We start from the raw sequence: 23423 nt of genomic DNA, 5'->3' as shown, positions 1-23423 counted from the left end.
GAGGCCCCATATGGATAGATCGGGCGATTGCCCTGAAACCTAGCCGACATGCGGATGGCCACCGGCTGCTCACACGCGCGGGTCTGCCGAGCGATACGGCCTCTCTCGCCCGCTATCTCATCGGCAAGATCGTGGTGCGTGAGCTGCCTGATGGCGTCGTCAGCGGCCGGATTGTCGAGACCGAGGCGTATGTTGTGGGCGACGCTGCCGGACACGCCTACCGGGGTATGACCCCGCGTAATGGTTCGCTCTTTCTCGAGCGTGGGCATGCCTACATTTATTTCGCCTACGGCAGCTCGTACATGCTGAATGTCTCGAGCGAGACGCCGGGGATCGGAGCGGGCGTCCTGATCAGGGCGCTCGAACCGCTCGAAGGCATCCCGATCATGCGGCTCAATCGCGGCATCGAGCGCCTGCGCGACTTGGCGCGCGGACCCGGTAGGCTCGCTGCAGCTCTGCGGATTGACCGTCATCTCGACGGGCTCGATCTTTGCCGAAAGGGCCCTTTATGGCTCGGACGTGGTGACCACGAACCCGGCGAAATCGGGCAGAGCATTCGGATCGGCATTTCGCGGGATGCGGACCGTCCCTTGCGATTTTATCTTCGGAACAGTCCGTTTGTCAGTGGCTCAAGATCTCTGAATGAATAGGAGGCTACGCTTAGCCAGTCTTGAGTCTGACGAGGTCGATAGTACCGCGGTGACCGTCCTGCAACGGCCGGATGTTAGCTAGAAATTCAATCTTGCCTGAATTGACGGCGACTCGGTCGCGGCCGTTCCGCTTGGCAGCATAGAGTGCATTGTCCGCGTCGCGTAGCAGCGTTTCGAAATCGGAGGCGGCATCCTCAGAACAGGAAACGCCAGCGCTGACGGTGCAGTTGAATGGGCCGCCATTTCCGGTGAATCGGCGTTTGGCAAGGCGCATGCGCACGACGTGTGCGAGAAGCGACGCTGTAACGAGTGAGGCGCCAGGCACCACCAGCGCGAACTCCTCGCCACCGAGCCGCGCTGCGAGACCTTTCGACGGAGAGGCCAACCTGAGGATCTCCCCGAACGCTCGCAGCACCTCGTCGCCGGCCAGATGTCCATGGACATCGTTGATAATCTTGAAATGATCGGCGTCGAAAATGACGAGCGCGGCGGGGCCTTCGATGTCGTCCGCGATATGGCTGAGCAGTGCGCGCCGATTGAGCAAGCCGGTGAGAGGATCGGTTTCGGCGTCGCGCTTATGGCCGCGTGCCAACCGTGCCTGGTTGAGCGCCAAGGAAAGGGCGCCGATACCGGCGAGGGTGATCAAGCATATGCCGATATTGAGGTCCTCTGCCCAGTTCGACGGGATCTCTGACAGGCGCCATTCGCCGGCATCCAGCAGCACCATTGCACAAGGAACGAAGGAGAGCCCTGTCAGGATGTAGAGCGCTGTCAGCAGCCCGATAGCCAGTCGGGCTTCAGCGCGCCCGCGCCAGTAGTCCCAGGCCGTTACAAGCAGGATCACCGTCGCCGCAATATTGAGCACGACGATGGATGCACCGTTGTAGCCAGCCAGCATGGGGACTGCCATGGCAGTGGAAGAGGTGACTGCGATGATGCCCACGCCGCACGAGGGGAAAACGCCGGTGCGAAACTCCCGGCCGGCACCGAAAACGAAGGCGAGGCCAGTCAGCAAGATCGAGTATCCGGCCGCGCCCAGCACCGGAGACATGGTCTTTGCGTACCAGCTATAGATGAGCACGCCGAGTGCCATGAAGGAAACGCCGAGGTTCCAGGCAATCAGGAAGCGTTCCGTCCTGGAGACAAGCCAGCTGACGAAAAAGGTGATCGCCAATCCACAGCCGGAAAGAACAAAAGCCGTCAGGAGCGAATGGTAGTCCAACGGCACGGCAAGACTCTGAAACGGTTGGCGAAAGCGCGTCGATTATCGATTGGTGGCCATTGCGAAAAGCTTAAGCCGACAGCGTGGAAAACCTGATCGATCGCGCGACAGGATGCCGCTTGGCGGCGATGCCCCTCCACGCATCCATATTCGGATTTGTTCCGCCCGACCCGCCGATGCCCCAGATGCTGGCGGAAACAATTGGAATCAACGTCCGCTAGCATCAGTTGCGGGCGCACCCCTCCTGCAACGCAACCAGGTCAGGCGCTGCCGATCCGGTCCGGCGCAGCCGCGAACGATTTCATTCCCACTCGATCGTGCCGGGGGGCTTCGAGGTCACGTCGTAGACGACGCGATTGACGCCGCGGACCTCGTTGATGATCCGCGTCGCGACGCGGCCGAGGAACGCCATGTCGAAGTGGTAGAAGTCCGCCGTCATGCCGTCGACTGATGTTACGGCGCGAAGTCCCAGCACATGGTCGTAGGTTCTGCCGTCGCCCATGACGCCAACGGTGCGTACCGGCAAGAGAACGGCGAAGGCTTGCCAGATGGCATCGTAAAGTCCGGCGCGACGAATTTCGTCGAGATAAACGGCATCTGCCTTGCGCAGGATCTCGAGCTTGTCGCGCGTGATCTCTCCGGGGATGCGGATCGCGAGACCGGGTCCCGGGAACGGGTGGCGGCCGACGAAGGCTTCGGGCAATCCGAGTTCGCGGCCGAGCGCGCGGACTTCATCCTTGAAGAGTTCGCGCAGCGGCTCGACGAGCTTCATGTTCATGCGCTCGGGCAAGCCGCCGACGTTGTGATGCGACTTGATCGTCACCGACGGGCCGCCGGTGAACGAGACGCTTTCGATGACGTCGGGGTAGAGCGTGCCCTGCGCAAGGAACTCGGCGCCGCCGATCTTCTTGGCTTCGGCCTCGAAGACGTCGATGAAGTGCTTGCCGATCGTTTTGCGCTTCGTCTCGGGATCGGAGACGCCCTCCAGAGCCTTCAGGAACTGCTCGGAGGCGTCAACGTGGACGAGCGGAATGTTGTAGTGATCGCGGAAGAGCCCGACAACTTCGTCCGCCTCGCCTTGCCGCATCAGGCCATGATCGACGAAGACGCAGGTGAGTTGATCGCCGATCGCCTCGTGAATGAGGACGGCCGCAACGGCGCTATCGACGCCACCCGACAATCCGCAGATGACGCGCCCCTTGCCGACCTGACGGCGGATTTTTGCGATCATCTCGCGCCGGTAGGCAGCCATCGTCCAGTCGGCTTTCAGACCCGCGATGTTGTGGACGAAGTTGGCTATGAGCTTGGCGCCGTCGGGCGTGTGGACCACTTCGGGATGAAACTGCACGGCGTAGAAGCGACGCTTCTCGTCGGCAACGGCTGCGAACGGTGCGTTCTCGCTCGTCGCGATTACTTCGAAGCCTTCGGGCAAACGCGTGACGCGGTCGCCGTGGCTCATCCAGACCTGATGGCGCTCGCCGGGCGTCCACGTGCCGTCGAACAGCGGGCTTGGTTTGCCGATCGAGAGGAAGGCGCGGCCGAATTCGCGGTCGAGGCCGCTTTCGACCTTGCCGCCGAGTTGTTCGGCCATGGTTTGCTGGCCGTAACAGATGCCGAACACCGGGACGCCCGACGCGAAGACGGCGTCAGGTGCGCGTGGCGAATTCGCCTCGGTCACGGACGCGGGGCTGCCCGACAGGATGACGGCCTTGGGCTTCAGCTTGGCGAACGCTTCCGCGGCGTTCTGAAAGGGATGGATCTCGGAATAAACGCCCGCTTCGCGCACGCGTCGCGCGATGAGCTGCGTCACCTGGCTTCCAAAATCGATGATGAGAACGGCGTCGGTCAAAGTCGGGGCGAGCCTCTGTTCAAGGCCATCCCCTACGCGAAGACGGCGGCTGCCGCAACGCCTGCCGGGGCCGCTCCGCTGCGACAGTGCGGCCTGGGCTGGGGAATGGCCGTTTCTGGGCCCGGAGAGGGTATCAATTCAGTTGCCAAATCGCGAAATTCAAGGCTCCGGCAAACGTTACCCAGGCGAGATACGGCACGAATAGCCAGCTGGCGCGCGGATCGATGCGCCAGGCCATCACGATAAACAGGACGATTGCGATCCAGAGACCGGCGAGTTCCAGAAACGCCAGCGAAATCTCGTGCTGCCCGAACATGATGTAAGACCAGAGCGCATTGAGGATCAGCGCCAGACCCCAAACCACCATCGCGTGGGTGAACCCCGCGGCTTTCCATGCCAGCCAGCCGGCGATGGCTATCATGATGTAGAGGATGGTCCAGGCGACCGGGAAAGCCCAGTCGGGAGGGGTCCAAGCCGGCTTTTTCAGCGCTGCGTACCATTCGCCGGGCATGAACGTCACGCCGGAGGATGCCGCGATGGCGACGAGCGCCGCGAAAACGATGAGTGATCCGATATTGCGCAACGGCTCTGCTCCCAATTTTTTCCGATCCACCAGCGAGGCCGGGCGGGAGACTAAACGCCAATCTTCGCAAATTGGATGCACCAGCCGCGCGCACATTAGGACCGGGAGATTTGGTGCTCCCCCCGCGATCTCGGGAAATTTTACGAACCGCTCTAAAAGCCTCGAACCAAATTGGTTGACGTGTCCGCCGTTCTTGTAAAGGAGAACGCCATCCATCACGGGCGAGCATCAACCGAATGACTTTTGGTCAGAAGGAGCCCCTCGGGACTGGCGATTTTTTTGGCGGCATGGAAGTTGGAGAGCTGAGCGATGCTAATGGTCAAAACGCGGCTAGGTCAGAGCGCTATTGCCGGCATCGGCCTTTTCGCGGATCAGGATATTCCCAAGGGCGCGGAAACATGGCGCTTCATGCGCAATTTCGACAGGCTGCTGACAGAGGGCGATATCGACAGCCTGCCGGAGCCCGCCCGCTCGAACATTCTCGACCACACCTACCTCGATGCCGCGAGCGGCCTATTCGTGCTCTGCGCCGATAACGCCCGCTTCATGAACCACGCGGACGAACCCAACACAGCGGGCGTCCATGAGCCGGGAGCAATCGAGGGATATGACATTGCCCTCCGCGATATTCGCGCCGGGGAAGAAATGACCTGCGATTACCGGACTTTCGATGCGCACGTCACGTTGAAGCTTGGTGAGAAATAGCGAGCTTCAACCCGCTTACTCTCCCGGGACCACGACGGGTTCTGCGACCTTCCGCGCCGAACGGCGGCGCTTGGCTGCCAGCGACCGAAGCGCTTCGGCTGCCAAGATCCGGCGCTGCAGGTAGGGTGAGAAATAGCCTGCGTAGCGACGCCAAAGATCCGACCGCATCCAGTCGTCTCCCGAAACGTGACCGCGACAGTGGGGAGAACCGCACGAGCAGGCGAACTCATCGTAGGGCGAGCCGTCGCTCATCGCGTAATCGTAGGTGATTTCCTCGCCGGGCTGGATATCGCGCATGGCGACGAGCGTGATCTGGCCAGAAAGACCGGAATTCGGCTCGCAGCTATGGTTGACGTAATCCGGCGGCTCACAGTCCGAGAGCGAAACCAGATATTGGTTTTCCTCGACCTGCAGGGAATATCTCCGCACGGTTTGAGGCATGTCGTGCAGTTCTTCGCCGGAAATCAGCGTTCCACTCCAGACAACGATCAGCTCGCCCTTGGCGATGGCTTCTCGTGCGACGACGGTGTGGCCGCCGCGATCTGGAGTCGAATGAACTTCGCATTTCGGAGTGAGAAAAGAGTGGGGCCTGTCGCTCATTCAATGACCTCAATTGGCCTCACGAGCGTGGGCACGGCGTGACCGCGAAAAGCGAACCATGACACCTGTCCCTCGATTTGCCGCGAGCCGGCGACAAACGCCTGCATCAGATAGTTTCGTCGCGTCCGATGTCAACGGCGAAAAGTAGGCATTTCAGTGATGACTGTGGGCTCACAATTTATGTCTGGAGTACACGAGCGGCAAAAAAGTTCCCGGAAGAGTTCGAATACGGACGATATTTGCCACTCGCCGCCGGGAGGGACGGAAGGAGTCCTGCGCGGAGCAATCCACAGAAACTTGGCTTAGGCCTTGCGCGCTAGAGCGGCGATGAAGAAGCCGTCAGTGCCATGGCGCTCGGGCGTCAGCAGTAACGAATCAGTCCGGCCGTCTGAGGACGGCGGAAGATCGCCCGACTCGGCGTCCCAGATTTCCGCGACCGGGATGGGAAGAAAGTCAGCGTTTTCGGCTAGAAAACGGGCGATCTGCTCCGTGTTCTCTTCAGGAAGAAGCGAGCACGTGACGTAAACCAGCCGGCCGCCGGGCTTCACCAGCGCCGCGGCGCGCTTCAATACTGCCCTTTGCTCGGCCGTGCGCGCGTTCAGCGCTTCAGGCTTCAGCTTCCACTTGGCGTCGGGGCGCCGCCGCCAAGTTCCCGTCCCGGTGCAGGGGGCATCCGCCAGCACCACGTCGAAGCGCGGGCCAAGGGCGTCGACCGCGGCTTCGTCTCCGGCGCGCAGCACTTGCAGGTTTCGAACGCCCGCGCGTTTCACTCGCTCGAAGATCGGCTTCAGCTGATTGCGATCGGCATCGTAGGCATAGAGCTGACCGGTATTCTGCATCAGCGCGGCGAGCGCCATCGTCTTGCCGCCTGCGCCGGCGCAAAGGTCGAGCACCTGCTTTCTCGGGCCGGCGCCCGAGAGCAGCGCGGCGATCTGTGAGCCCTCGTCCTGGATTTCAAACCAGCCGGCCTGGAATGCCGCTTCGGCCTGCAGGTTGGGCGTGCGCTGCGCGCCGACGGGCGGCGGCACGCGGACCCCGATCGGGGAAATGGCGCACGGTTCGGCTCCGAAACTCGCAAGCGCCTTCAGGACTTTTTCGCGCGTCGCCTTCAGCGTATTCACCCTCAGATCGGCAGGCGCGCGGCGGGCCATGGCTTGGCCTTCGGCGACAGCCCGCTCTCCGAACTGGGCGGAAAATGCTGGCCACAGCCATTCGGGAATGTCGGCTTGGGCATAGTCAGGCGCTGCGTCCAGAGGACGTGTCAGGCCAGCTTTTTCGGCATCGGTCAAAGGCTCGGGCGAATGATCGGCTCCATCACACGCGGTGATGACGGCTTCGGGCGTCAGACCCAGCGCCGAAGGCGCCGCACCGATCGCGAGCGCACGCGGTGTGTCGGCGCCGAGCGCCCAGGCGATCGAGGCGCGGCGGCGCAGGGCATCGTAGACCATTCCGCCGATAGCGTTGCGGTCTCCGGAACCGGCGAAGCGGTGCGCCTTGCCCCAGTCGGTCAGGGCGATAGAAACGGGCTGATAGCGATTGAGGATGGATTCCAATACTTCAATCGCCGCAGCGATGCGTGCGCCGGGTTTCATGCAGAGATCATTTCAAGTGCCAGTTTCGGATGCCGGTCTCAGATTCCGGTCAGGATTTTAATGGCGAAGACGATCCACATGGTGATCAGCACCACCGCTCCAAGGCCGAAAATGCCTCCACGATCGCGGACGGTGTTGTACGTCACGTGGATGTAAGCGTGAATGATGCGCGTGATGACGAAAAGCCACGCCAGTACGAGCAGCAGCACGTCCCCGACCTTGGTAATCAGGATGAAGGCGACGAGCGCGTAGAAGAGGACCGGGAGCTCGAACTGGTTTCTGAAGGCGTTGGCATACTGCGTCACCTTCTTCGGCCACTTCGGCTCACCGAGCGCAATGTCGTTGGGTCGGACTTCGCCGTTGTTGAGACATCTGGTACGCGCGATCGCCATCATAATGAGGAGCACGAACGTCAGCCCCACTTCGACGAAAACCGGCAACAGGAAATCAGTAACCGTCATTGGTGTCCCCCTCTCGCCGGTCTGCTTCGTTCAAATTTCGACTTCAATAGATCAACCACCGATGCCCGGATAGTTGGGACTTTCGCGCGTGATCATGACGCCGTGCGCGTGGCTCTCGCGAATTCCTGCCGGAGAGACGCGGACGAACTTGGCGCGCTTCTGCAGCTCGGGGATCGTTTTCGCTCCGAGATACCCCATGCCGGCGCGCAAGCCGCCGACGAGCTGGTGAACGACGGCTTCCATCGGACCCTTGTAGGGAACCTGCCCCTCGATACCTTCCGGGACGAGCTTCAGCGTATCGCGCACTTCGGCCTGGAAGTAGCGATCTGCCGAGCCGCGCGCCATGGCGCCGACCGAGCCCATGCCACGGTAGGATTTATAGGTGCGGCCCTGGTACAGGTAGGTTTCGCCCGGCGCCTCATCGGTGCCGGCGAGGAGCGATCCGATCATTACGCAGGATGCTCCGGCTGCAACGGCCTTGGCGATGTCGCCGGAAAAGCGGATGCCGCCGTCGGCGATGACCGGCACGCCCGAGCGGGCGGCTTCCTTCGCGCATTCCATGACTGCCGTCAGCTGTGGAACGCCGACGCCCGCCACGATGCGTGTCGTGCAGATCGAGCCCGGACCAATACCGACCTTGATCGCGTCGGCTCCGGCTTCGATCAATGCCTTGGTTGCATCGGCCGTCGCGACGTTTCCAGCAATCACCTGCACGCTGTTCGACTGGCGCTTGATACGTGCGACCGCATCGATGACCTTCGCGGAGTGACCGTGCGCGGTGTCGACCACGATCACGTCGCAGCCGGCGGCGATGAGGCGTTCGGTCCGCTCAAAGCCATCTTCGCCAACCGTCGTCGCGGCGGCGACGCGCAGACGTCCCTGGGCATCCTTCGACGCGTTCGGATGTTTCGCGGCCTTCTCGATATCCTTGACGGTGATGAGGCCGATGCAATTGCCGGCGTCGTCGACGACGATCAGCTTTTCGATACGGTTCTGGTGGAGCAGTCGCTTAGCTTCTTCCTGCGAGACGTTGCGCTTGACGGTTACGAGGTTTTGCTGGGTCATCAGCTCGGAAACCGGCTGATCCAAGCGTGTCGCAAAACGAACGTCGCGGTTGGTCAAAATGCCGACGAGCTTGCCCTTGCCGGCGCTGCCGTCCGGCGCTCCGGCGCCGCCCTCAACGACCGGAACACCGGTAACGCCCTTGTCGGCCATCAGCTTCAAGGCTTGGCGGAGCGTCATTTGCGGGGGGATCGTGACTGGATCGAGGACGATGCCGCTTTCGTAGCGCTTCACCAGTCCGACCTGCCGCGCCTGCTCCTCGATGGTGAGGTTACGGTGGATGACGCCGATGCCGCCTTCTTGGGCCATCGCGATCGCCAGCCTCGCCTCGGTGACGGTGTCCATCGCAGACGACAAAAGAGGAATGCTCAAACGGACGGCTTTGGTCAGCTGGGTCGAGACGTCCGCCTGACCCGGCATCACGTCGGACGGGCCGGGGACGAGCAGAACATCGTCGAACGTAAGCGCGATCCCCGAATCGAGCGCGGATAGGCTCGAAGTCATGCGGACTTCTCCAAATTTGCGGGGGCGACACGTTCGAGGCCCCCTGGGGCGGAACATTGTCGCGCGGTCTATAGCACCAAGGTTCAGCGCTTGGAAGCGCCCGAGCCGCGTCAAATGGGGATCGTGGTAACCAATTCAGCGGAGGGCGGAAAATGCTCGCCGGTCGTCATTGCGGTGTCGCAGAACGCTGGCAAATGGAGGGCACGGGGTTCACAGCCCCCATGAGATTTGCTTCCGATTCGGCCGCTGGCAGGGCATTTGAGCGTAGCCCCCTGCCCCGGCGCCAAGGGGGAGCAAAACCGGTACCGGCCACTAGCCGGCATCCTCTTCCGCCGATCCCTCTTCCTTCCTTCCCCGAAAGCCCGTCGCCAAGACGTAAAGCTCGGAACTGTCGGAACGGCTGGCCGGCGGCTTCACGTGGCGCACGACTTTGAAATCGCGCTTCAGCGCGTCTAGCAGATCACGTTCCGTACCGCCCTGGAAGACTTTGCAGAGAAAGACTCCGCCCGGCTCCAAGACATCCGCCGCAAAGGCGGCTGCGGCTTCGGCAAGACCCATGATGCGTATGTGATCGGTTTTGGCGTGCCCGACCGTCGGCGCTGCCATGTCGGAGAGAACGATATCGGCGCGGCCGCCGCGAAGATGCGATTTCAAGAGGTCTTCGGCGTTCGGATCGGTGAAGTCCATTTTGATGATCTCGACGCCCTTGATCGGCTCGAAATCCAAATAGTCGATGGCGACGACCTGGCCTTTGCCCTCGCCTGCCTTGACGCGCTCCGCCGCCTCCTGCGACCAGCCGCCCGGCGCCGCACCGAGGTCGATGATGCGCTGCCCCGGTTTCAGGAAATGATAGCGCGCATCGATCTCACGCAGCTTGAACGCCGCGCGCGAACGCAGACCTTGCTGCTTGGACGCCGCGACGTAGGGATCGTTCAACTGGCGTTCGAGCCAGCGCGCAGACGATGCGGAGCGCTTCCTCGCCGTCTTCACGTTCGTGCGAAGCTGGCGCTGTCCGCCGCTCAGGCTGCTCCGGATGCCGCCGCCGCCCTTATTGTTGCCCTTGCTTGTCACGATTGTTCAGCGCCGTTCGACCGCTTCGAGCGAGAACGCCGGCGGCGTCCGGCACGCCAGACGCCGTCTTCCATCATCAATTGCATCAAAATGCCTTCTCTCAGTCCGCGGTCGGCAACACGCAGGCGATCCGCGGGCCACAATTTCAGTATCGCATCCAGGATCGCGCATCCGGCGAGCACGAGATCGGCTCGCTCGCGGCCAATGCAGGGCTCCGAGATGCGTTCCTCGTAGCTTTGTCCGAGAAGCTTGGACGTTACATCGTCAATGTCGCTGACGTTCAACCAAATTCCATCGACGCGTTTGCGATCGTAGCGCTCGAGCCCGAGCATCACCCCGGCGATGGTCGTGACCGTTCCGGATGTACCCAGGAAGTGGACCGGCTTTCCGGCCATTAAATCGCGAAAACGATGCTGGGCTTCAAATGGCAGAAGCAGCTCCGTCACGGCCTTCGACATCGCCGCGAAGGTTGCCGGGTTGACGTCGCGGCCGCCGAAGTGTTCGGCGAGCGTCACGACGCCGACGGGAAGCGACTCCCAGGCGACGATCGCATCGTTGACGTCGGAGCGGCCGGTCCAGACGTCACGCCGGGAGCCGAGGCGCGTCATATCAAGCCATACGATCTCGGACGAGCCGCCACCGATATCGAACACCAGGACGTAATCGGCTGCGGGGTCGATCAGCGTCGCGCAGCCCGCAACGGCGAGATGCGCCTCGGTCTTCGGCGTCAGTATCTCTATATCGAGGTCGAAGATGTTTTTGACCTTGTCGACGAAGGACGATCCGTTGGCGGCAACGCGGCAGGCTTGCGTCGCGACGAGACGCGTCCTCGAAACATGATGGCGGTGCAGCTTTCCGGCGCAGACCCGGAGCGCATCCAGCGTGCGGTTCATGGCAAGTTCGGAAAGACGGCCGGTCTGGCTGACGCCTTCGCCGAGACGAATAATGCGCGAGAATGCATCGACGACCTGGAACCCTCGCCGCGACGGGCGCGCCAAAAGCAGGCGACAGTTGTTGGTACCGAGATCGAGCGCGCCGTAGATCTGATCGTTCGGACGATTGGGTCCGGCGGAAAAACTCCGCTCGTCAAAACTCTGACGCTGCCATTCGGCGGGGCGTTCAAGCCTCGACGATGTCGTCAACCGGTTCGACAGAATGCCGGGCCTCGCCGGGCTTCTCTGGCGAAACCGGCGTTCGCCGCCATTGCCGAAGCGGTTCGGCGGCAGCGGTAACTCTTCCTGCCCGGAGACAAGGCTAAAGTCGTCGTTTGAGTTGTCGGGGGAACCTGAGCCGTCGGACCGGTCAGGATCTGAATTTGCAGGCTTCAACGTCGCTCTCCAGGACCTGGTATAGCGCTAACTTGCCGCAATGCAGCCGCGCTCCTCAGGCCGTTTGATCTGGACCTCTGTTGACCCAAGTGTAGCAGGTCGCGCCCCGTCGTAAAGCTCTAGCGGGCGGTTGCTTAACACTGCAAAGAAGAGGCGCGATCTGGCTCGATCCGGCGCGATTTATCGATGTTGAGGAGAAAGGCCCTAAGGCTCGCAGCATTGGTTGTGGCGGCCATTTGCCTAATGGAGCCCACAGTTTTCGCGGACGGTCTCGGCAGCGATCAGATTGGAGCGCGTCTCCGCTCGGCGTATCCGGCATTCATCACCGGCATCGAAGGGAACGAGATTGTCTTCCGGGACGGTTCACGGCTGCCGATCTCGGATGGAAAAGAAAAGTCGTTCGAGGCGTGGCTTGCCAACCCCGATATTCGCGACATGTTTCGATTTTCCTATCCGCGAGGCGCGCCGGCCAATCCCCCTGCCCGCGATTTCGATCCGGGTCGCGCGCGTAACGATGCGTTCTTCAAGAAGATCTATGGCGATTGCAGGAAGCCCGGGTTCGCCTCGGCGCTGACGACGATCACGTGGCTTCCGTCAAAGTCCGGGCAACGGATCCACATCTCCCGGCTCAACGGCGCTGCTGAACATCTGCAAGCCGTCAGCCGCGAGCTCGATGCGCTTCCGGCGAAATTCGATGTCTTTCTCGTTCCGTCCGCCGGAGGTTACATGTGCCGGCCGATTGCCGGGACAGAACAGCGCTCGGCTCATGGCTATGGCATTGCGATCGATATCGCGACGCGGCGCTCGCACTATTGGCGGTGGGCAAAAAGCGCTTCGGGTTATGCCTTCCGAAACGAGATCCCTCCGGAGATCGTCGATATCTTTGAAAAGCACGGCTTCATCTGGGGCGGCCGCTGGTACCATTACGATACGATGCACTTCGAGTACCGCCCCGAACTCCTCGCGGCGCCAAAGTAATCTCGCCAGTGGAGCCGATAAATCCAACACGGCCCGATTCGGCTGAATCCGCCAGCGAAGCGCTCGACGTTGAAAAGTGGAAACCGCGTCAGGAAGACCCCGGTTGCCGCGCTTGCAGACACGGGAGGCTGCTGCTATGACCCGCGCTCCGGCGGGCAACGCACCGCCTGATCCCGGCTTTGGGGGATCGTCTAATGGTAGGACTGCAGACTCTGACTCTGCCTGTCTAGGTTCGAATCCTAGTCCCCCAGCCAAATTACCATTATATTTCAAATACTTAAGCTGACGCCTAGATTTCCATCATAGGCTCATTGTCGAAACGACGCTTACAGAAGCCCGCCCGTTGTCGAAAACCCCACGCATTTGCTGAGGAACTTTGCTTAGTACGACAGATTTTTTGTTTGCAGTTCTACGACCCTTCGCTTTCCGCTTTCACTGCGTGACCAGCGGAGGAGCCGCGAGCTGCGAACTTAGCTATCGGAAGTTCGATACGACGTCGTGACCGCTCCGATCGGCGATTTTTTTTAAGCATCGAAATACTGGATCTCGACTTGGCTGTTACTTGAGTCCGGCTTTGCGTTTTCGAAACGGCGCTGGCGGGTTCGAGGAGACTGTGGCTCTCAATCCGGCGAACCTCGGGTCAGGGCTCTGCCAGCGTGAAAGCCGCCGCCCTTCTATTGTTCGGACCAGCCATTCGTTGAAGTAGCCCAAAGTGGGCTCCCGGCACCAGAGTTTCACCTGATCCGCATCGTCGCGGAACAAAAAGGCTTCGATCCGGCCCTCATCGAGTAGTCAGCCTGCATTCGGCGCCATGCCGGCCTTAAGGACTTCACCGAAGAACTTCCGGGCGCGCACATTGCCGTAATCACGCACCGCGCGCTTGAGGCGCGAGGCATCGAAAGCGGGTAAACTGCCATCGTCGGTGGAAGCGGCTGGACGCAATTGTCGGGCCGAAGGGATTCAGGTCTTCGGAGGGGTATTCGCGCCGACCATATTCTCCTCTTCTTTGGGAAGGCGCGCTCCGACGATCTTCACTCGCGCGACATCGGCGTTGATCTCCCCCAGTTCAATAGAGCTATCTGTGACTTCGCGCTCCGTCCCACATTTGATCCTGCTATCCTTTTTCGGAATGTGGCGTGAGCCGCGATGTCCCGACCACTACAATCGATCGTTTTGATCACGGACCGGCAAGAGACTGCCGGGTCTCTAGGAAGTCGAGAAAGCCGCACAGGATGAGATTGGCAGCGGATGCGGTCGTCAACATTTTGGCATGCCGAACTCAGCAAGTTCATTTACGACAAATACAGATCGACATTGTTTCTATGCACCACATGCTGCAAGGGACTAGATAATATTGACGTCTCTCTGTTACGAAACTTCCTTTGCATTTGCTCGGCGTGTCACATGCACTCCGAAATAACCGGCTTGCAGTTCGATGGGGCTTGCCACTTTGACGATCGAAGCCAGCCCACCGATTGCCAGTAGCTCCATGGACCGGCTTCTGAAGAGAGCAGCACTAACAAGCGTCCACCCTGCCTCGCGGCGCGCTTTCAAGGCGTTCCGGAACGGCAGCCACGTCGGCCATCATGAGCTCTCTTTTGCGGCGCGCGACGGAAGTCTGCGCGTCGACGTCGCCGTAGAGTTTGCAGTGAAGCTCGGTCCGCTGACAATGTTCCGTTACGCCTTGCGCGGGCATGAGATTTGGACAGACGGCCGCCTCGCGCAGGCGCACATGCGAGCTGATAACAACGGGTCACGCGAGAGCATGTCGGCTAGGCGAGACGGCAACGACCTGTTGGTTGAAGGCACACGTTGCCGCCCGACGCGATTTTCGCGTATTGCAAGCTTGGCCACGCATTGGAACATTACCCAATTGAACGGACCTATGCTCCACCCGCAGAACGGAGCGCTTCTGAAATACGACGTCCATACACATGATCGGGACGAGCCGCTCACTGTTGCAGGCGGTCATCGCGTGGCCAGACGCTATTCTCTGCGTGGACGCACGCCGATCGATCTTTGGTATGATCAGTGCGAGAACTGGGTCGGCCTGAAGGCCAAGGCCGTCGACGGCTCGCTCATCACCTATTTCCTGATCACAAGCTGAGCGGTCCCGAACACTTCGGCGTTGCCGCACACCTAGCCTAGATTTCCGGTAGCTCGACCGTCGACGAAGAGGCCATCGTTGAAATAGCGGTATCGAAGGCCATGCGGTCCGGATTGTCGCTCGGCCGCAGCGCATTGTCGATGACGACAATCGGCTTCCCATCTCGTATTTCAAGGCTCACATTCTCGCGCGCCAGCGCATACTCGCCCTGGCACCACTCCAGAATAGAAGCGAGCTTCCTGCAGCTCGAGCCCCAGCCTCCGTGGTCATTCGCGACCGCCGATAGCGTCCGAAACAGCGTTGCTCAGGATCGTAGCCGACGTGGCTCGCATGGACGATGACGAGGTCCTCGCCATGGTGCGAAAAGGGCGCGTGGCGGTCGGTCGCCACCTTGCCGCCAACGCGGCCATGATCGAACGGGAAGGTTCCGAAGTCTTGGGCGATCGGTACGACCAGGTAGCCCTGGCTCTCATCGGAGTAGAACGCGCGCGATGGCATCATGAGCCTCGGCGCAAAACCGAGCTGGCGGCAGAGATTATAAGGCCGGGGAACGAACCGGCTGTATCTGAGGGCACGTCCGCCGATGCGCATCGTGCCCATAATGTGGTGCATTGCGACTTCGGATCAGCTCATCATAACGAACATCGTTGACGCCGCGCAGCCCCGGTGGGTGTGATCGGATCAGCGATCAAAGCATTGGCTTCAGCAAATATGGATTGGTTGATGACAGGCTTATGACAAGCGGGCACCGGCGCGTTCGGCACGCACGAACCATGATCCAGCTCCATTGCCGACACCGCACAATTGAAGTCCCGCTTCTTCGTAAACCTTACATCCCCAAGAAAGCCGCCTTGCGTGTTTATGATCGGCGTGCTTCGGTCTCGGCGAATTCGTTCCGCTATGCTCAAGAGCTTGGCTGGTTGGCGCGTCCGTTGTCTCGAGTGGAGGAAGTTCCGTGCAGCTTGGACCTTTTCTGGCTGAATCAGTTCCCGGCATGGGAATTCTCGGGGGAATCGTTGGCACCACCAACGCGATTGCCAAGAACGTCGAGCGGGTGAGCCGCAGAACCGTTTCAGGGAAAGACGCCTTGCTCGATATCGGCCAGGAAGGGTTCAAGAACGGACTGGCGACGGCACTCACGTTCGCGGCCGTCGGCTCCATCGGGGGCGAGCTGATCGTCTCGGTTGGTGCGACGTTGATCATCGGCTCGACGCTTAAATATCTCTGGGACCGCGGCTTCGAGCAGGTGGCCGCGCCGGCTAGGGCACCGACCCGCCGCATGGCGGGCCCGGCCGTACGGAGGCCCGTCAGCACGGCCCCCCGCACCGCGCGTCGTTCTGTCGTAACCAGTCCGATATTTGCGGCCCGACGCCCGGTCATTGCGGCTGATGCGTGATGTCAGCGCCGCGCTGGCGCCGGGCCGTGCTACTCTGCGAGGATGATGGAGGAAACCGACGATGGCATCGCTTGTCGCAACTCCCGGCCCCTCGGTTCTCCGCGCACCCCCCCGCTTGGTCAAGCGTCAAGCTCGCAGCCAAGCTCGGAAGGCCGAGCCCGGCTCGCTGACCGCGTTCCTCGAGGGGCTTCTGCGCTACCGCGATAACGCACACATCTCGGTCCGCGATTTGCTTGGCGGGCTTGAGACCCGGGCGTTCGGCATTCCGCTGGCGGTGCTCGCGGCTTGTGAGGTCGTGCCGGTACCCATCCCGGGCTTCAGCCTGGTGATATCGGTTCCCATGGCCATGGTCGGCGCGCAAATGATCGTCGACCGCGACCGGCTGTGGCTCCCGAGGTCTCTGCTCAACCGGCGCGTTCCGGCGTCTGCCTTGAAGCGGGTCGCTCGCGCCATGCTACCGACCGTGCGGCGCATCGACGGGCTGACGCGTCAACGCGGTGTTGTACTGACGGGGACAGCCGGGCGCCGGGTCGCCGGCTTGGCGGTGCTGCTGTTGGCCCTCCTGATCGCGCTGCCAGTTCCGGGCACCAACGCTCCACTGGCACTGACGGTCCTCGTGCTGGCCCTCGGGCTCGTTCGCAACGACGGCTTGCTGATTGCCGCGGGACTGCTGCTCACCGTCGTCGCGGCGGCGCTGATGGGCGTGGCGTCAGTGGCGCTCGTCAACATGGTCTTCGGCACCGGTCTTTGAGTGAATCGGCCGTCAGTGAAACTAAGAATCTTGCAGAGGCCCTCCAGCCTGTGCCTCAGCAAGGATCTTGTAGAGCCTCTTCACGCGGTCGGTGCCATACGTTCGCTCGAGCCGCCGCACGATGAAATGTGCGCGGGCGACGTTATGGAAATGTGTGGCGAGGATCATATTGAGGCCCGCGCCGCCAAGTGCGCCGATCACGGGCACGGCACCGGCCACCGCGCGTTCCGAGACCACGATGCCGAAGCGGGCCGCAATCTCGCTGACGAAGCTGCCCATGAGCGGGCCCGCGGCGCGGGTTGCACCACGCTCCACGAAAACGGCCGTGGCTTCGCTCGCCAGCCTACCGAGGAGAGCACGGGAGGCGTAATAGCCGACATCCATCCGTTTGCCGCCGCCGCCCAATGCGAACACCTCCAGACACGCGAGGCGCGCATCGATCCGTGACAGGTCCTCGCCCTCTTCGCGCGCGATCTCGGCAATCGAATAGAGCAAGAGTGTTGTCGTTAGTGGAAGCTCGAAGGGAAGCGCGGCCACTCCGACAAAGCCACCGATCCCGCCGGACATGCCGACCATTGCCGTCGACAGCCGAGTCCGGGCGCGGGGGCGCTTGGACCTGCCAAGGGATTGCAGCGCAATGTCAAAACATCTTTGGATGGCAAGGGTCGCGGCGCGATTGAGCGACTTAGACAGGGGCGGTGGAAGCAGGCTGAAGACCCCGACTACCGATTTTCCCGAGTACTCGCTCAGAAGTGCGGCGAAGCTGCGCTGTTCGATCAGCGAGACGGCCTTGCTCAGCAGAGCGACGTCGGCCGGCGGGAACAGAGTATCGGGCTCGATCATGGGCATAGGGCGCCTTCAAGAGGGGACGCATGCCATTGAGGCTCGCAAGGATCGCCGATCCATTGCTAATGAGCGCAGCCAAAGACGGGCTGATCAGGCTGCCGGGCAGGGCAAGACCGAGTGCCAGCGTATTCAGTCCTGCCACGATCGCATAATTCTCTTTGATGAGAGAGACCGCGTCACGCGAGATCTCGATTGCGGCGACGAGCTTCCACAGCGAGTCCTCCATGAGCACCACATCGGCTGACTCATGGGCAACGTCCGCGCCGTGCTTCATCGCGACGCCCACGTCGGCGAAGCTCAACGCGGGCGAGTCGTTGATGCCGTCGCCGACCATCGCCACGACGCGGCCTTGGCGTTGAAGCGACTGGATGACATCCGCTTTGTCGGCGGGAAGCATATCGGCGAAGTAACGGTCGAGCCCTAGCTGCCGACTGACAGCATTGGCGACAACCGCGCCGTCGCCGGTCAGCATGATGAGATCCTTGAAGCCGAGCGCCTTGAGTCGGCAGATGATTTGGGGTGTCTCCGGCCGGATCTGGTCGGCATAGGCGACGAGGCCGGCAATTACACCATCAACGGCGACGTAGAGACTCGAGCAGCCGCGCTCGTCGAGCGCCCTGCGGTCAGCCGCGGTCGACTCGACGCAAATGTTGGCCATGCGTATGAAGCGCTCGTTGCCAATGTGAACGTAATTTCCATTGACCTGCCCTTCGATCCCGAGGCCGAGGCTATATTTGGCGTCGTCGCATGGTGGGAGTTTGATCTGCAGGTCCCTGGCCTTGGCGCGCAGGGCCTCGGCCACGGGATGTCGAAGTCGGCTCTCGGCGGCCGCGGCGATTCCGAGGAGATGCCGGCCATCGAAGTGGCGTTGATAGGGAATGATGTCGAGCACGACCGGGGCGCCGACAGTCAGAGTTCCGGTCTTGTCGAAGACGATTGTGTCGGCCTCGGCAAGGCGCTCCATGTGGCCACCGCTTTTGACGATGATACCGGAGCACGCGGCGCGGGTCATCGAGGCCAGCATGGCGGTCGGCGCGGAGACGCGGATGCCGGTGCCGTAGTCGACGATCACGAGAGACAAGAAACGCGAGAAATCACCTGACAGCGCAGCCGTTCCCGCCGCCAGGGCGAGCGTGGGCGTAACGAGGCCGTCGGCCAGCTTTTCCGCATGGTTCTGCATGCGGGTGTCGCCGATGGGCGCGGAATCGATGAGGCGAACGATTTGCGCCGCGGTGGTCTCCGAGCCGACGCGCGTGGCGCGAATGACGATCTGGCCCTCGCGCATGACCGTTGCGGCGAAAACGTCCTCGCCCTGGCCGCGCGTGACCGGCAGCCCCTCGCCCGTAATCGTCTTCTGGTCGATGGCTCCGCTGCCCTCGATAATTTTGCCATCGACGGGGATAGTCTCGCCGGGATAAACGACGACCTCGTCGCCCACCTTCACGTCGCGGGCGGGGACGGAAACGACGCTACTGTTGACGCGAATCCAGGCCGTCTTCGACCGAAATTCGAGGAGCTCGCCAATCGCGCGTTTTGAGCCCGCTGCTGTTAAGTCACGGATCCAGTCGCCGAGCTTCACGAGCCAGATGACGAGCGCTCCAGCCACTGGATTGCCGAGCGCGAGTGAGGCGACGACCGCTAAAGTATCGAGGAAATCGACATTGAGGCGGCCCTCGCGCGACCACACTCGCCAGGCCCTGAGCGCGATCGGATAGGCGTTCCACGCCATCAGCGGCAGGTTCACGGCGATGGCAAGCGGATTGGCGACGAAGGCGAGGGCGAGCGACACGGTCGGCAGCAGCAGCGGAATACGTGGCTTCTGCGGCTCAAGCGCCATGTGGTCCGGCTTCTGTGTCCGATCGTTCTTCGGCGGCGAGGCAAGTGCAGTCGTGCCGACCAGCGTCCGCAAATCGTTGAGGCTGAGTGCGCCCAAGTAACCCAGCAGCAGCTTGAAGGACTCCTGATGCACGGGATCATACTCCAGAACCAGGCTCGAGCACGTGTAGTTTATTCGCGCCGTGTGAACTCCCTCCTGGCGATTCACCCATTGAAGGGTCGCTTCGGCCAGCCCGCGATTCCGGCAAAGTGCCGAGATTCGCATGCGCACGCGACCCCGGATGAAGTGGCGGATCTCAAAGTTCATGAGGCAAACAAGCCTGAGATTGTTCCCCGACCACTACACGCCCTTAAAGGCAATTGGCGCGCGCACCGGCATGAGCGCCGACGGCGGTTGGTGCATCTCGATGAAATGATTGATGGAGAACACGGCAAGAGTCAGCCAGATTGGCGTTGCTGTCGTGGCCCCGATCTCGAATACCGTGACCGCGATAACACCGAGCGCGAAGACGATCTTGAGGTCGACTGTGTTGTGGCTCGTCTTCTTGATCTGCCGATCCATGTTGGCGAAGAAATCTACCACGGCCTTGGCGGCGTGCGAGTGCTCTGCCAAGTAGTGCGCCTGGCTCACGATCTTGTTCGCAAGCACGTCAATATCGGTGGATGGCGGCGTTGCCATGCCTGCGGTTCCCCGCTCAGCACCGTTTTGGGCCGTGGCTTTGGAATTCTGCTTTGAGTCGTAATGCATGACCACGCTGCCGGTCAGCGGATTAAGTGTGATCCTCTGGATGCCGGGCAGTACGTTGAACACGTCCCCAACCTCCTTCAAGAGATCCGGATTACCCTTGCCTCCTCCAACCTTCATGCGAATTCGGCCAGGGACTTGATGGGCAATGTCAATCTTCAGCTTGTGCTTCTTGGGCCTCGGAGGCGGAAGGAAAGACGTCGCCGTAGGCCGCGAACTATCGGGTAGGGACATGCCGAGCTCAGCCCATGGTGCGCTGAGCTACGCCCTGTGCCGGCTTTGGAGCGGCGCTTGCAGGCTTGCCTGCAAAATTGGCTGGCGCCTGATGGGCCTGTGATCCGTGCACGTCGTTATGCTCCGGATGCGGTGCGTCGGGGGTGGCGTGGTGGGGCGGATACTCCATCTCTCCTTCTGCGGCCTGCGCAGCTTCGGCATCAACCTCAGCAACGATGTCGTTGACCCGTTCCTGAGCCTCCGCCATCGCCTCGCGCGCACGCTGACCGACCTTGTAGGCTCCGCGCACAGCGGTGGTAAAGAGCGGGTCAAGAAGGGAGAAGGCTCGAGGCATGATCTTCGGCGCGGCGACGGCCGCGGCTCCGAGCAGCACGGCCGGCAGCAGCGCAGCCTCGACGACCGCCACACCTACCCCCACGACGCCAAGAGCGACGAGGCTTGCCATCACCGATTCAGGTTCGGCCGCCGGAAAATCTGCATCCGCGTCAAGATTGTCGTGCTCATCACTTGGATGATCGCCGTGAGCAGCTCCTGACGCGTTGTAGGGCACGCTTTCGACGCTCATACTCTCTCTCCGCGTGATGACCGAAATGCCGCCATTGAAAGGGATGACTGTGAAGGTCTCATGACACGTACGTAGGCACCGAAAATACCGCGTTGGCTCATTGATTGCCTGATAAGGCAATGGGTATTCAATTGGGACCCTCTCGGCGCGCATCTCAACGCCTTTATCGAAAGCATCGGAATAGAGGCCGGCATGGGGAGCATGGGCTTTCTGCGCATCTATGAAGACGGCGGCAACTGGATAAGGACCGAACAAGAAGGGCCGCGACAACCAAAGTCCACGCCATCGCCAAAGACTAATCCGCAAGACCCATCTTGAGCGTTGCGCTTGCCTACTTCGCAGCACTTCGATTTCCCGGATCGCTTCCGGGACGAGATTGCGAAGACTGATGAGGTCGATGAAACCGGTCTTGGAATCTGCCGGGAAGTGTTCGACGCGCTTCAACGCTGCTTTGCCTTCCGCCGCGAGCGCTGCGTCCCATCACATCGACGACCGGTAGCCGAAAATGTAAAATCGCCACCAGCGGCCAAATTTGGGGCAGCAATCGCCATCGCGATTTTTCGGAAGTGAAGAGGGCTACTGCTGGAAGTAATCGAGGTTGCGTTGCATCGACACATGGCCATCTGAGCGAGTCGGAGGCGGCGCCATAAGGGTAGAGGCCAAAAAACGGGGATCCTCCCATGACCGACGCCACCCTCTCTCGCCGTATCATCCTCAACGGATCGACTACTTTCGACGACGATGTCCCCGCCTAGCGCCTGGCGCGGAGTACCGATTGGACAAGATCTGCAGCCAATGATCCAGCGTCAAATGCGTTTTGTAGACATGTCTAAGGGGTGCGGGCATCGAACGGTTCGAGTGGCGCGGGCGAAGCGGGGTTGCGGCATGATAAGAAGAAGACATTACGGCTTCGCGATCTTCGCGGTCCTGATGGCCGCGAGTCTCATTGCTTTCGCGGTTTACGTTGTGACCGGTTCGCGCGATCGCAGTGCGCTGTGGCACATTGTTCACGACCGGTGCCTGCGAAACTGGGAGAGCCGCCATGATTTCGCGCCCTGCGCCGATCTCGACGTCAAGGAAGGCGTGGAGCGCGGTACGGCCGTTCTGAAGGACCGGAACGGCAAAGCGCAATTTCTGGCGATGCCGACGCGGGCGATCACCGGCGTTGAGAGTCCAGCGCTTGGGGCGGGGGACGCGCCAGACCTTTTTGGCGCCGCCTGGGATGCGCGCCGGCTCGTTTTCGAACGTTTGGGGAAGGAGCTGCCGCGCGACGGCGTTGGGCTCGCGATCAACTCGGCATGGGCGCGAAGCCAGGACCAGGCTCATATTCATGTCGATTGCCTGCGCCCTGATGTTCGCGATGTCCTCGCGAAGCGCGTGGCGGGCATTGCAAGCGGCTGGATGCCGGAGCCAATCGTTCTAAGCGACAGGCCCTACAAGGTCTTGCGGATCGACGGGGCGGATCTGGGAGGGCGCAATCCGTTCAAGCTCGTTGCGGAGGGTTTGCGGGAAGCAAGGGACAATATGGGACGGACGACGATCGTCGTTGTCGGCGAGAGCTTCGCGAACGCAACGCCAGGTTTTCTCGTCCTTGTCGATTTTGCCGACACCGTGCGAGGCGACGTCGGTCACGGCGAAGACTTGCTCGACCATGCGTGTTCGCTCGCACGGCAGGACTGATGCTTACGATTTGGCAGGTGTGCCTGATGCTTGAAGGGTGCCGCCAGTTCGGATGCGCCAACTTGAAAAATGCCCGCGCTCCGGCAACATTTGGTGTCCAGTCCAAGGAGGCGGAGGCAATGGACGACGACGAGGACGGTTCCTCCCCTTCGTGGTGGCCGGGAACGAAGCTCCGTCCAATTACGCCGATCCCGAAGTCTGCGTGCCGCCCTATTTCGTCGCCGCCGTGCGTTCGCTTGATGTTGATATGGCGGACGCCCCAACCCGGATCGAAGACTGGAGGATCGACTACAATCAAAACCGACCGCATACGAGCCTCAATGGTGATCCACCCCCAGTGAAGTGGTCTGACTCGAAGTATGGCTTTTTGCCCGAAGAGGACAGGCATGGCGAGGAAGAGATACAAGGCRGAAGAGATCGTCKCRAAGCTWCGKCAGGTGGACGTTCTRGTGTCGCAAGRSACCAAGGTYCCGGATGCGGTTCGRTCGATTGGGGTGACRGAGGTCACRTATTACCGCTGGCGGCGTGAGTACGGCGGTTTGCAGATGGACCAGGTCAAGCGGATGAAGGACCTCGAACTCGAGAACCAGCGCCTTCGCAAGGCAGTGTCGGATCTGACGCTCGACAAGTTGATCCTGGCCGAGGCTGCCAAGGGAAA

23 protein-coding genes, 1 tRNA gene and 1 pseudogene are annotated in these 23423 nt (G+C 61.4%); 10 read left to right on the top strand and 15 right to left on the bottom strand.

The genetic code is table 11. The features are described 5' to 3' along the window. Positions 1-32: 32 nt before the first annotated feature. Positions 33-650, top strand: coding sequence for a DNA-3-methyladenine glycosylase (locus tag AB4Z24_RS18255; protein ID WP_441710650.1), 618 nt, complete (start codon positions 33-35; stop codon positions 648-650). Positions 651-660: 10 nt separating this feature from the next. Here AB4Z24_RS18255 and AB4Z24_RS18250 read toward each other — a convergent pair whose 3' ends face one another. From AB4Z24_RS18250 to AB4Z24_RS18240, 3 genes are all read right to left on the bottom strand, one after another. Beyond that, a complete protein-coding gene (locus AB4Z24_RS18250; protein ID WP_441710479.1) occupies positions 661-1878 on the bottom strand; it encodes a GGDEF domain-containing protein in 1218 nt (405 codons plus the stop codon). 295 nt (positions 1879-2173) lie between these two features. Further along, positions 2174-3721: a glutamine-hydrolyzing GMP synthase gene (gene guaA, locus AB4Z24_RS18245; protein WP_441710478.1), complete on the bottom strand. Its 1548-nt coding sequence runs from the start codon at positions 3719-3721 to the stop codon at positions 2174-2176. Positions 3722-3854: 133 nt separating this feature from the next. After that, positions 3855-4304 carry a TspO/MBR family protein gene (locus AB4Z24_RS18240; RefSeq protein WP_441710477.1) on the bottom strand — a complete coding sequence of 150 codons (450 nt, stop codon included), beginning with the start codon at positions 4302-4304 and terminating at the stop codon, positions 3855-3857. A 309-nt stretch (positions 4305-4613) separates the two neighbouring features. On the opposite strand from AB4Z24_RS18240, the gene AB4Z24_RS18235 reads away from it, so the two are divergent. After that, a complete protein-coding gene (locus AB4Z24_RS18235) occupies positions 4614-5009 on the top strand; it encodes an SET domain-containing protein (RefSeq protein WP_441710476.1) in 396 nt (131 codons plus the stop codon). Between the two features lie 15 nt (positions 5010-5024). Here AB4Z24_RS18235 and AB4Z24_RS18230 read toward each other — a convergent pair whose 3' ends face one another. The 6 genes from AB4Z24_RS18230 to AB4Z24_RS18205 form a co-directional block, all read right to left on the bottom strand. Further along, entirely contained in the window at positions 5025-5609 is a 585-nt protein-coding gene (locus AB4Z24_RS18230) for an SET domain-containing protein (RefSeq protein WP_441710475.1), read from the bottom strand. A 302-nt stretch (positions 5610-5911) separates the two neighbouring features. Further along, positions 5912-7201: an RsmB/NOP family class I SAM-dependent RNA methyltransferase gene (locus tag AB4Z24_RS18225; RefSeq protein ID WP_441710474.1), complete on the bottom strand. Its 1290-nt coding sequence runs from the start codon at positions 7199-7201 to the stop codon at positions 5912-5914. Between the two features lie 38 nt (positions 7202-7239). Further along, positions 7240-7662, bottom strand: a complete 423-nt coding sequence (locus AB4Z24_RS18220; protein WP_441710473.1) for an MAPEG family protein — start codon at positions 7660-7662, stop codon at positions 7240-7242. A gap of 51 nt (positions 7663-7713) precedes the next feature. Then, positions 7714-9228, bottom strand: a complete 1515-nt coding sequence (guaB, locus tag AB4Z24_RS18215; RefSeq protein ID WP_441710472.1) for an IMP dehydrogenase — start codon at positions 9226-9228, stop codon at positions 7714-7716. 312 nt (positions 9229-9540) lie between these two features. Beyond that, on the bottom strand, positions 9541-10299 hold the full coding sequence (locus AB4Z24_RS18210) for an RlmE family RNA methyltransferase (RefSeq protein WP_441710471.1): 759 nt from the start codon (positions 10297-10299) through the stop codon (positions 9541-9543). Further along, on the bottom strand, positions 10296-11627 hold the full coding sequence (locus AB4Z24_RS18205; RefSeq protein WP_441710470.1) for a Ppx/GppA phosphatase family protein: 1332 nt from the start codon (positions 11625-11627) through the stop codon (positions 10296-10298). The genes AB4Z24_RS18210 and AB4Z24_RS18205 overlap by 4 nt, the downstream gene beginning before the upstream one ends. A 243-nt stretch (positions 11628-11870) precedes the next feature. On the opposite strand from AB4Z24_RS18205, the gene AB4Z24_RS18200 reads away from it, so the two are divergent. The 3 genes from AB4Z24_RS18200 (at position 11871) to AB4Z24_RS18190 (ending at position 14712) form a co-directional block, all read left to right on the top strand. After that, complete coding sequence (locus AB4Z24_RS18200) at positions 11871-12605, top strand: M15 family metallopeptidase (RefSeq protein ID WP_441710469.1); 735 nt, start codon at positions 11871-11873, stop codon at positions 12603-12605. Positions 12606-12785: 180 nt separating this feature from the next. Continuing rightward, a tRNA-Gln gene (locus tag AB4Z24_RS18195) sits at positions 12786-12859 on the top strand. Between the two features lie 1196 nt (positions 12860-14055). Then, positions 14056-14712, top strand: coding sequence for a DUF6134 family protein (locus AB4Z24_RS18190; RefSeq protein ID WP_441710468.1), 657 nt, complete (start codon positions 14056-14058; stop codon positions 14710-14712). A gap of 37 nt (positions 14713-14749) precedes the next feature. Here AB4Z24_RS18190 and AB4Z24_RS18185 read toward each other — a convergent pair whose 3' ends face one another. Together AB4Z24_RS18185 and AB4Z24_RS18180 are read right to left on the bottom strand one after the other, a co-directional pair. Further along, complete coding sequence (locus AB4Z24_RS18185; protein ID WP_441710467.1) at positions 14750-14893, bottom strand: hypothetical protein; 144 nt, start codon at positions 14891-14893, stop codon at positions 14750-14752. Continuing rightward, on the bottom strand, positions 14890-15324 hold the full coding sequence (locus AB4Z24_RS18180; protein WP_441710466.1) for a hypothetical protein: 435 nt from the start codon (positions 15322-15324) through the stop codon (positions 14890-14892). The genes AB4Z24_RS18185 and AB4Z24_RS18180 overlap by 4 nt, the downstream gene beginning before the upstream one ends. A gap of 343 nt (positions 15325-15667) precedes the next feature. Between AB4Z24_RS18180 and mamC the strand changes: the two genes are divergently transcribed. Continuing rightward, positions 15668-16108, top strand: coding sequence for a magnetosome protein MamC (gene mamC, locus AB4Z24_RS18175; protein ID WP_441710465.1), 441 nt, complete (start codon positions 15668-15670; stop codon positions 16106-16108). Positions 16109-16169: 61 nt separating this feature from the next. Then, complete coding sequence (locus AB4Z24_RS18170) at positions 16170-16859, top strand: exopolysaccharide biosynthesis protein (RefSeq protein ID WP_441710464.1); 690 nt, start codon at positions 16170-16172, stop codon at positions 16857-16859. A gap of 21 nt (positions 16860-16880) precedes the next feature. Here the strand turns inward: AB4Z24_RS18170 and AB4Z24_RS18165 are convergent, their stop codons facing one another. The 4 genes from AB4Z24_RS18165 to AB4Z24_RS18150 are packed head-to-tail and all read right to left on the bottom strand — an operon-like array spanning position 16881 to position 21085. Then, entirely contained in the window at positions 16881-17516 is a 636-nt protein-coding gene (locus AB4Z24_RS18165; protein ID WP_441710649.1) for an EcsC family protein, read from the bottom strand. A 28-nt stretch (positions 17517-17544) separates the two neighbouring features. Then, the gene (locus AB4Z24_RS18160) at positions 17545-19848 is read right to left on the bottom strand and encodes a heavy metal translocating P-type ATPase (RefSeq protein WP_441710463.1); all 2304 of its coding nucleotides are present in this window, start codon (positions 19846-19848) and stop codon (positions 17545-17547) included. A gap of 33 nt (positions 19849-19881) precedes the next feature. Continuing rightward, a complete protein-coding gene (locus AB4Z24_RS18155; protein WP_441710462.1) occupies positions 19882-20520 on the bottom strand; it encodes an HMA2 domain-containing protein in 639 nt (212 codons plus the stop codon). Between the two features lie 7 nt (positions 20521-20527). After that, on the bottom strand, positions 20528-21085 hold the full coding sequence (locus AB4Z24_RS18150; protein WP_441710461.1) for a DUF5132 domain-containing protein: 558 nt from the start codon (positions 21083-21085) through the stop codon (positions 20528-20530). Positions 21086-21970: 885 nt separating this feature from the next. Here AB4Z24_RS18150 and AB4Z24_RS18145 point away from each other — a divergent pair. The 3 genes and pseudogenes from AB4Z24_RS18145 to AB4Z24_RS18135 form a co-directional block, all read left to right on the top strand. After that, positions 21971-22765, top strand: a complete 795-nt coding sequence (locus AB4Z24_RS18145; protein WP_441710460.1) for a CDP-diacylglycerol diphosphatase — start codon at positions 21971-21973, stop codon at positions 22763-22765. A 52-nt stretch (positions 22766-22817) separates the two neighbouring features. Further along, positions 22818-23087: pseudogene (locus AB4Z24_RS18140) on the top strand (integrase core domain-containing protein); the annotation flags it as partial. 64 nt (positions 23088-23151) lie between these two features. Next, the coding region (locus AB4Z24_RS18135) for a transposase (RefSeq protein WP_441710459.1) at positions 23152-23423 on the top strand (272 nt) is incomplete at its 3' end.

The organism is Hyphomicrobium sp. 2TAF46 (genome assembly GCF_052114865.1).
In the GTDB taxonomy this organism is placed as follows: Bacteria; Pseudomonadota; Alphaproteobacteria; order Rhizobiales; family Hyphomicrobiaceae; genus Hyphomicrobium_B.
This window is presented reverse-complemented; position numbering and strand designations above follow the sequence as displayed.

Coding starts and splice junctions, on each gene's coding strand:
- guaB (WP_441710472.1), bottom strand. CDS start 9,228: ATGACTTCGAGCCTATCCGCGCTCGATTCGGGGATCGCGCTTACGTTC.
- AB4Z24_RS18180 (WP_441710466.1), bottom strand. CDS start 15,324: ATGCACCACATTATGGGCACGATGCGCATCGGCGGACGTGCCCTCAGA.
- AB4Z24_RS18230 (WP_441710475.1), bottom strand. CDS start 5,609: ATGAGCGACAGGCCCCACTCTTTTCTCACTCCGAAATGCGAAGTTCAT.
- AB4Z24_RS18160 (WP_441710463.1), bottom strand. CDS start 19,848: ATGAACTTTGAGATCCGCCACTTCATCCGGGGTCGCGTGCGCATGCGA.
- AB4Z24_RS18155 (WP_441710462.1), bottom strand. CDS start 20,520: ATGTCCCTACCCGATAGTTCGCGGCCTACGGCGACGTCTTTCCTTCCG.
- AB4Z24_RS18235 (WP_441710476.1), top strand. CDS start 4,614: ATGCTAATGGTCAAAACGCGGCTAGGTCAGAGCGCTATTGCCGGCATC.
- AB4Z24_RS18170 (WP_441710464.1), top strand. CDS start 16,170: ATGGCATCGCTTGTCGCAACTCCCGGCCCCTCGGTTCTCCGCGCACCC.
- AB4Z24_RS18145 (WP_441710460.1), top strand. CDS start 21,971: ATGATAAGAAGAAGACATTACGGCTTCGCGATCTTCGCGGTCCTGATG.
- AB4Z24_RS18200 (WP_441710469.1), top strand. CDS start 11,871: ATGGAGCCCACAGTTTTCGCGGACGGTCTCGGCAGCGATCAGATTGGA.
- AB4Z24_RS18150 (WP_441710461.1), bottom strand. CDS start 21,085: ATGAGCGTCGAAAGCGTGCCCTACAACGCGTCAGGAGCTGCTCACGGC.
- AB4Z24_RS18225 (WP_441710474.1), bottom strand. CDS start 7,201: ATGAAACCCGGCGCACGCATCGCTGCGGCGATTGAAGTATTGGAATCC.
- AB4Z24_RS18220 (WP_441710473.1), bottom strand. CDS start 7,662: ATGACGGTTACTGATTTCCTGTTGCCGGTTTTCGTCGAAGTGGGGCTG.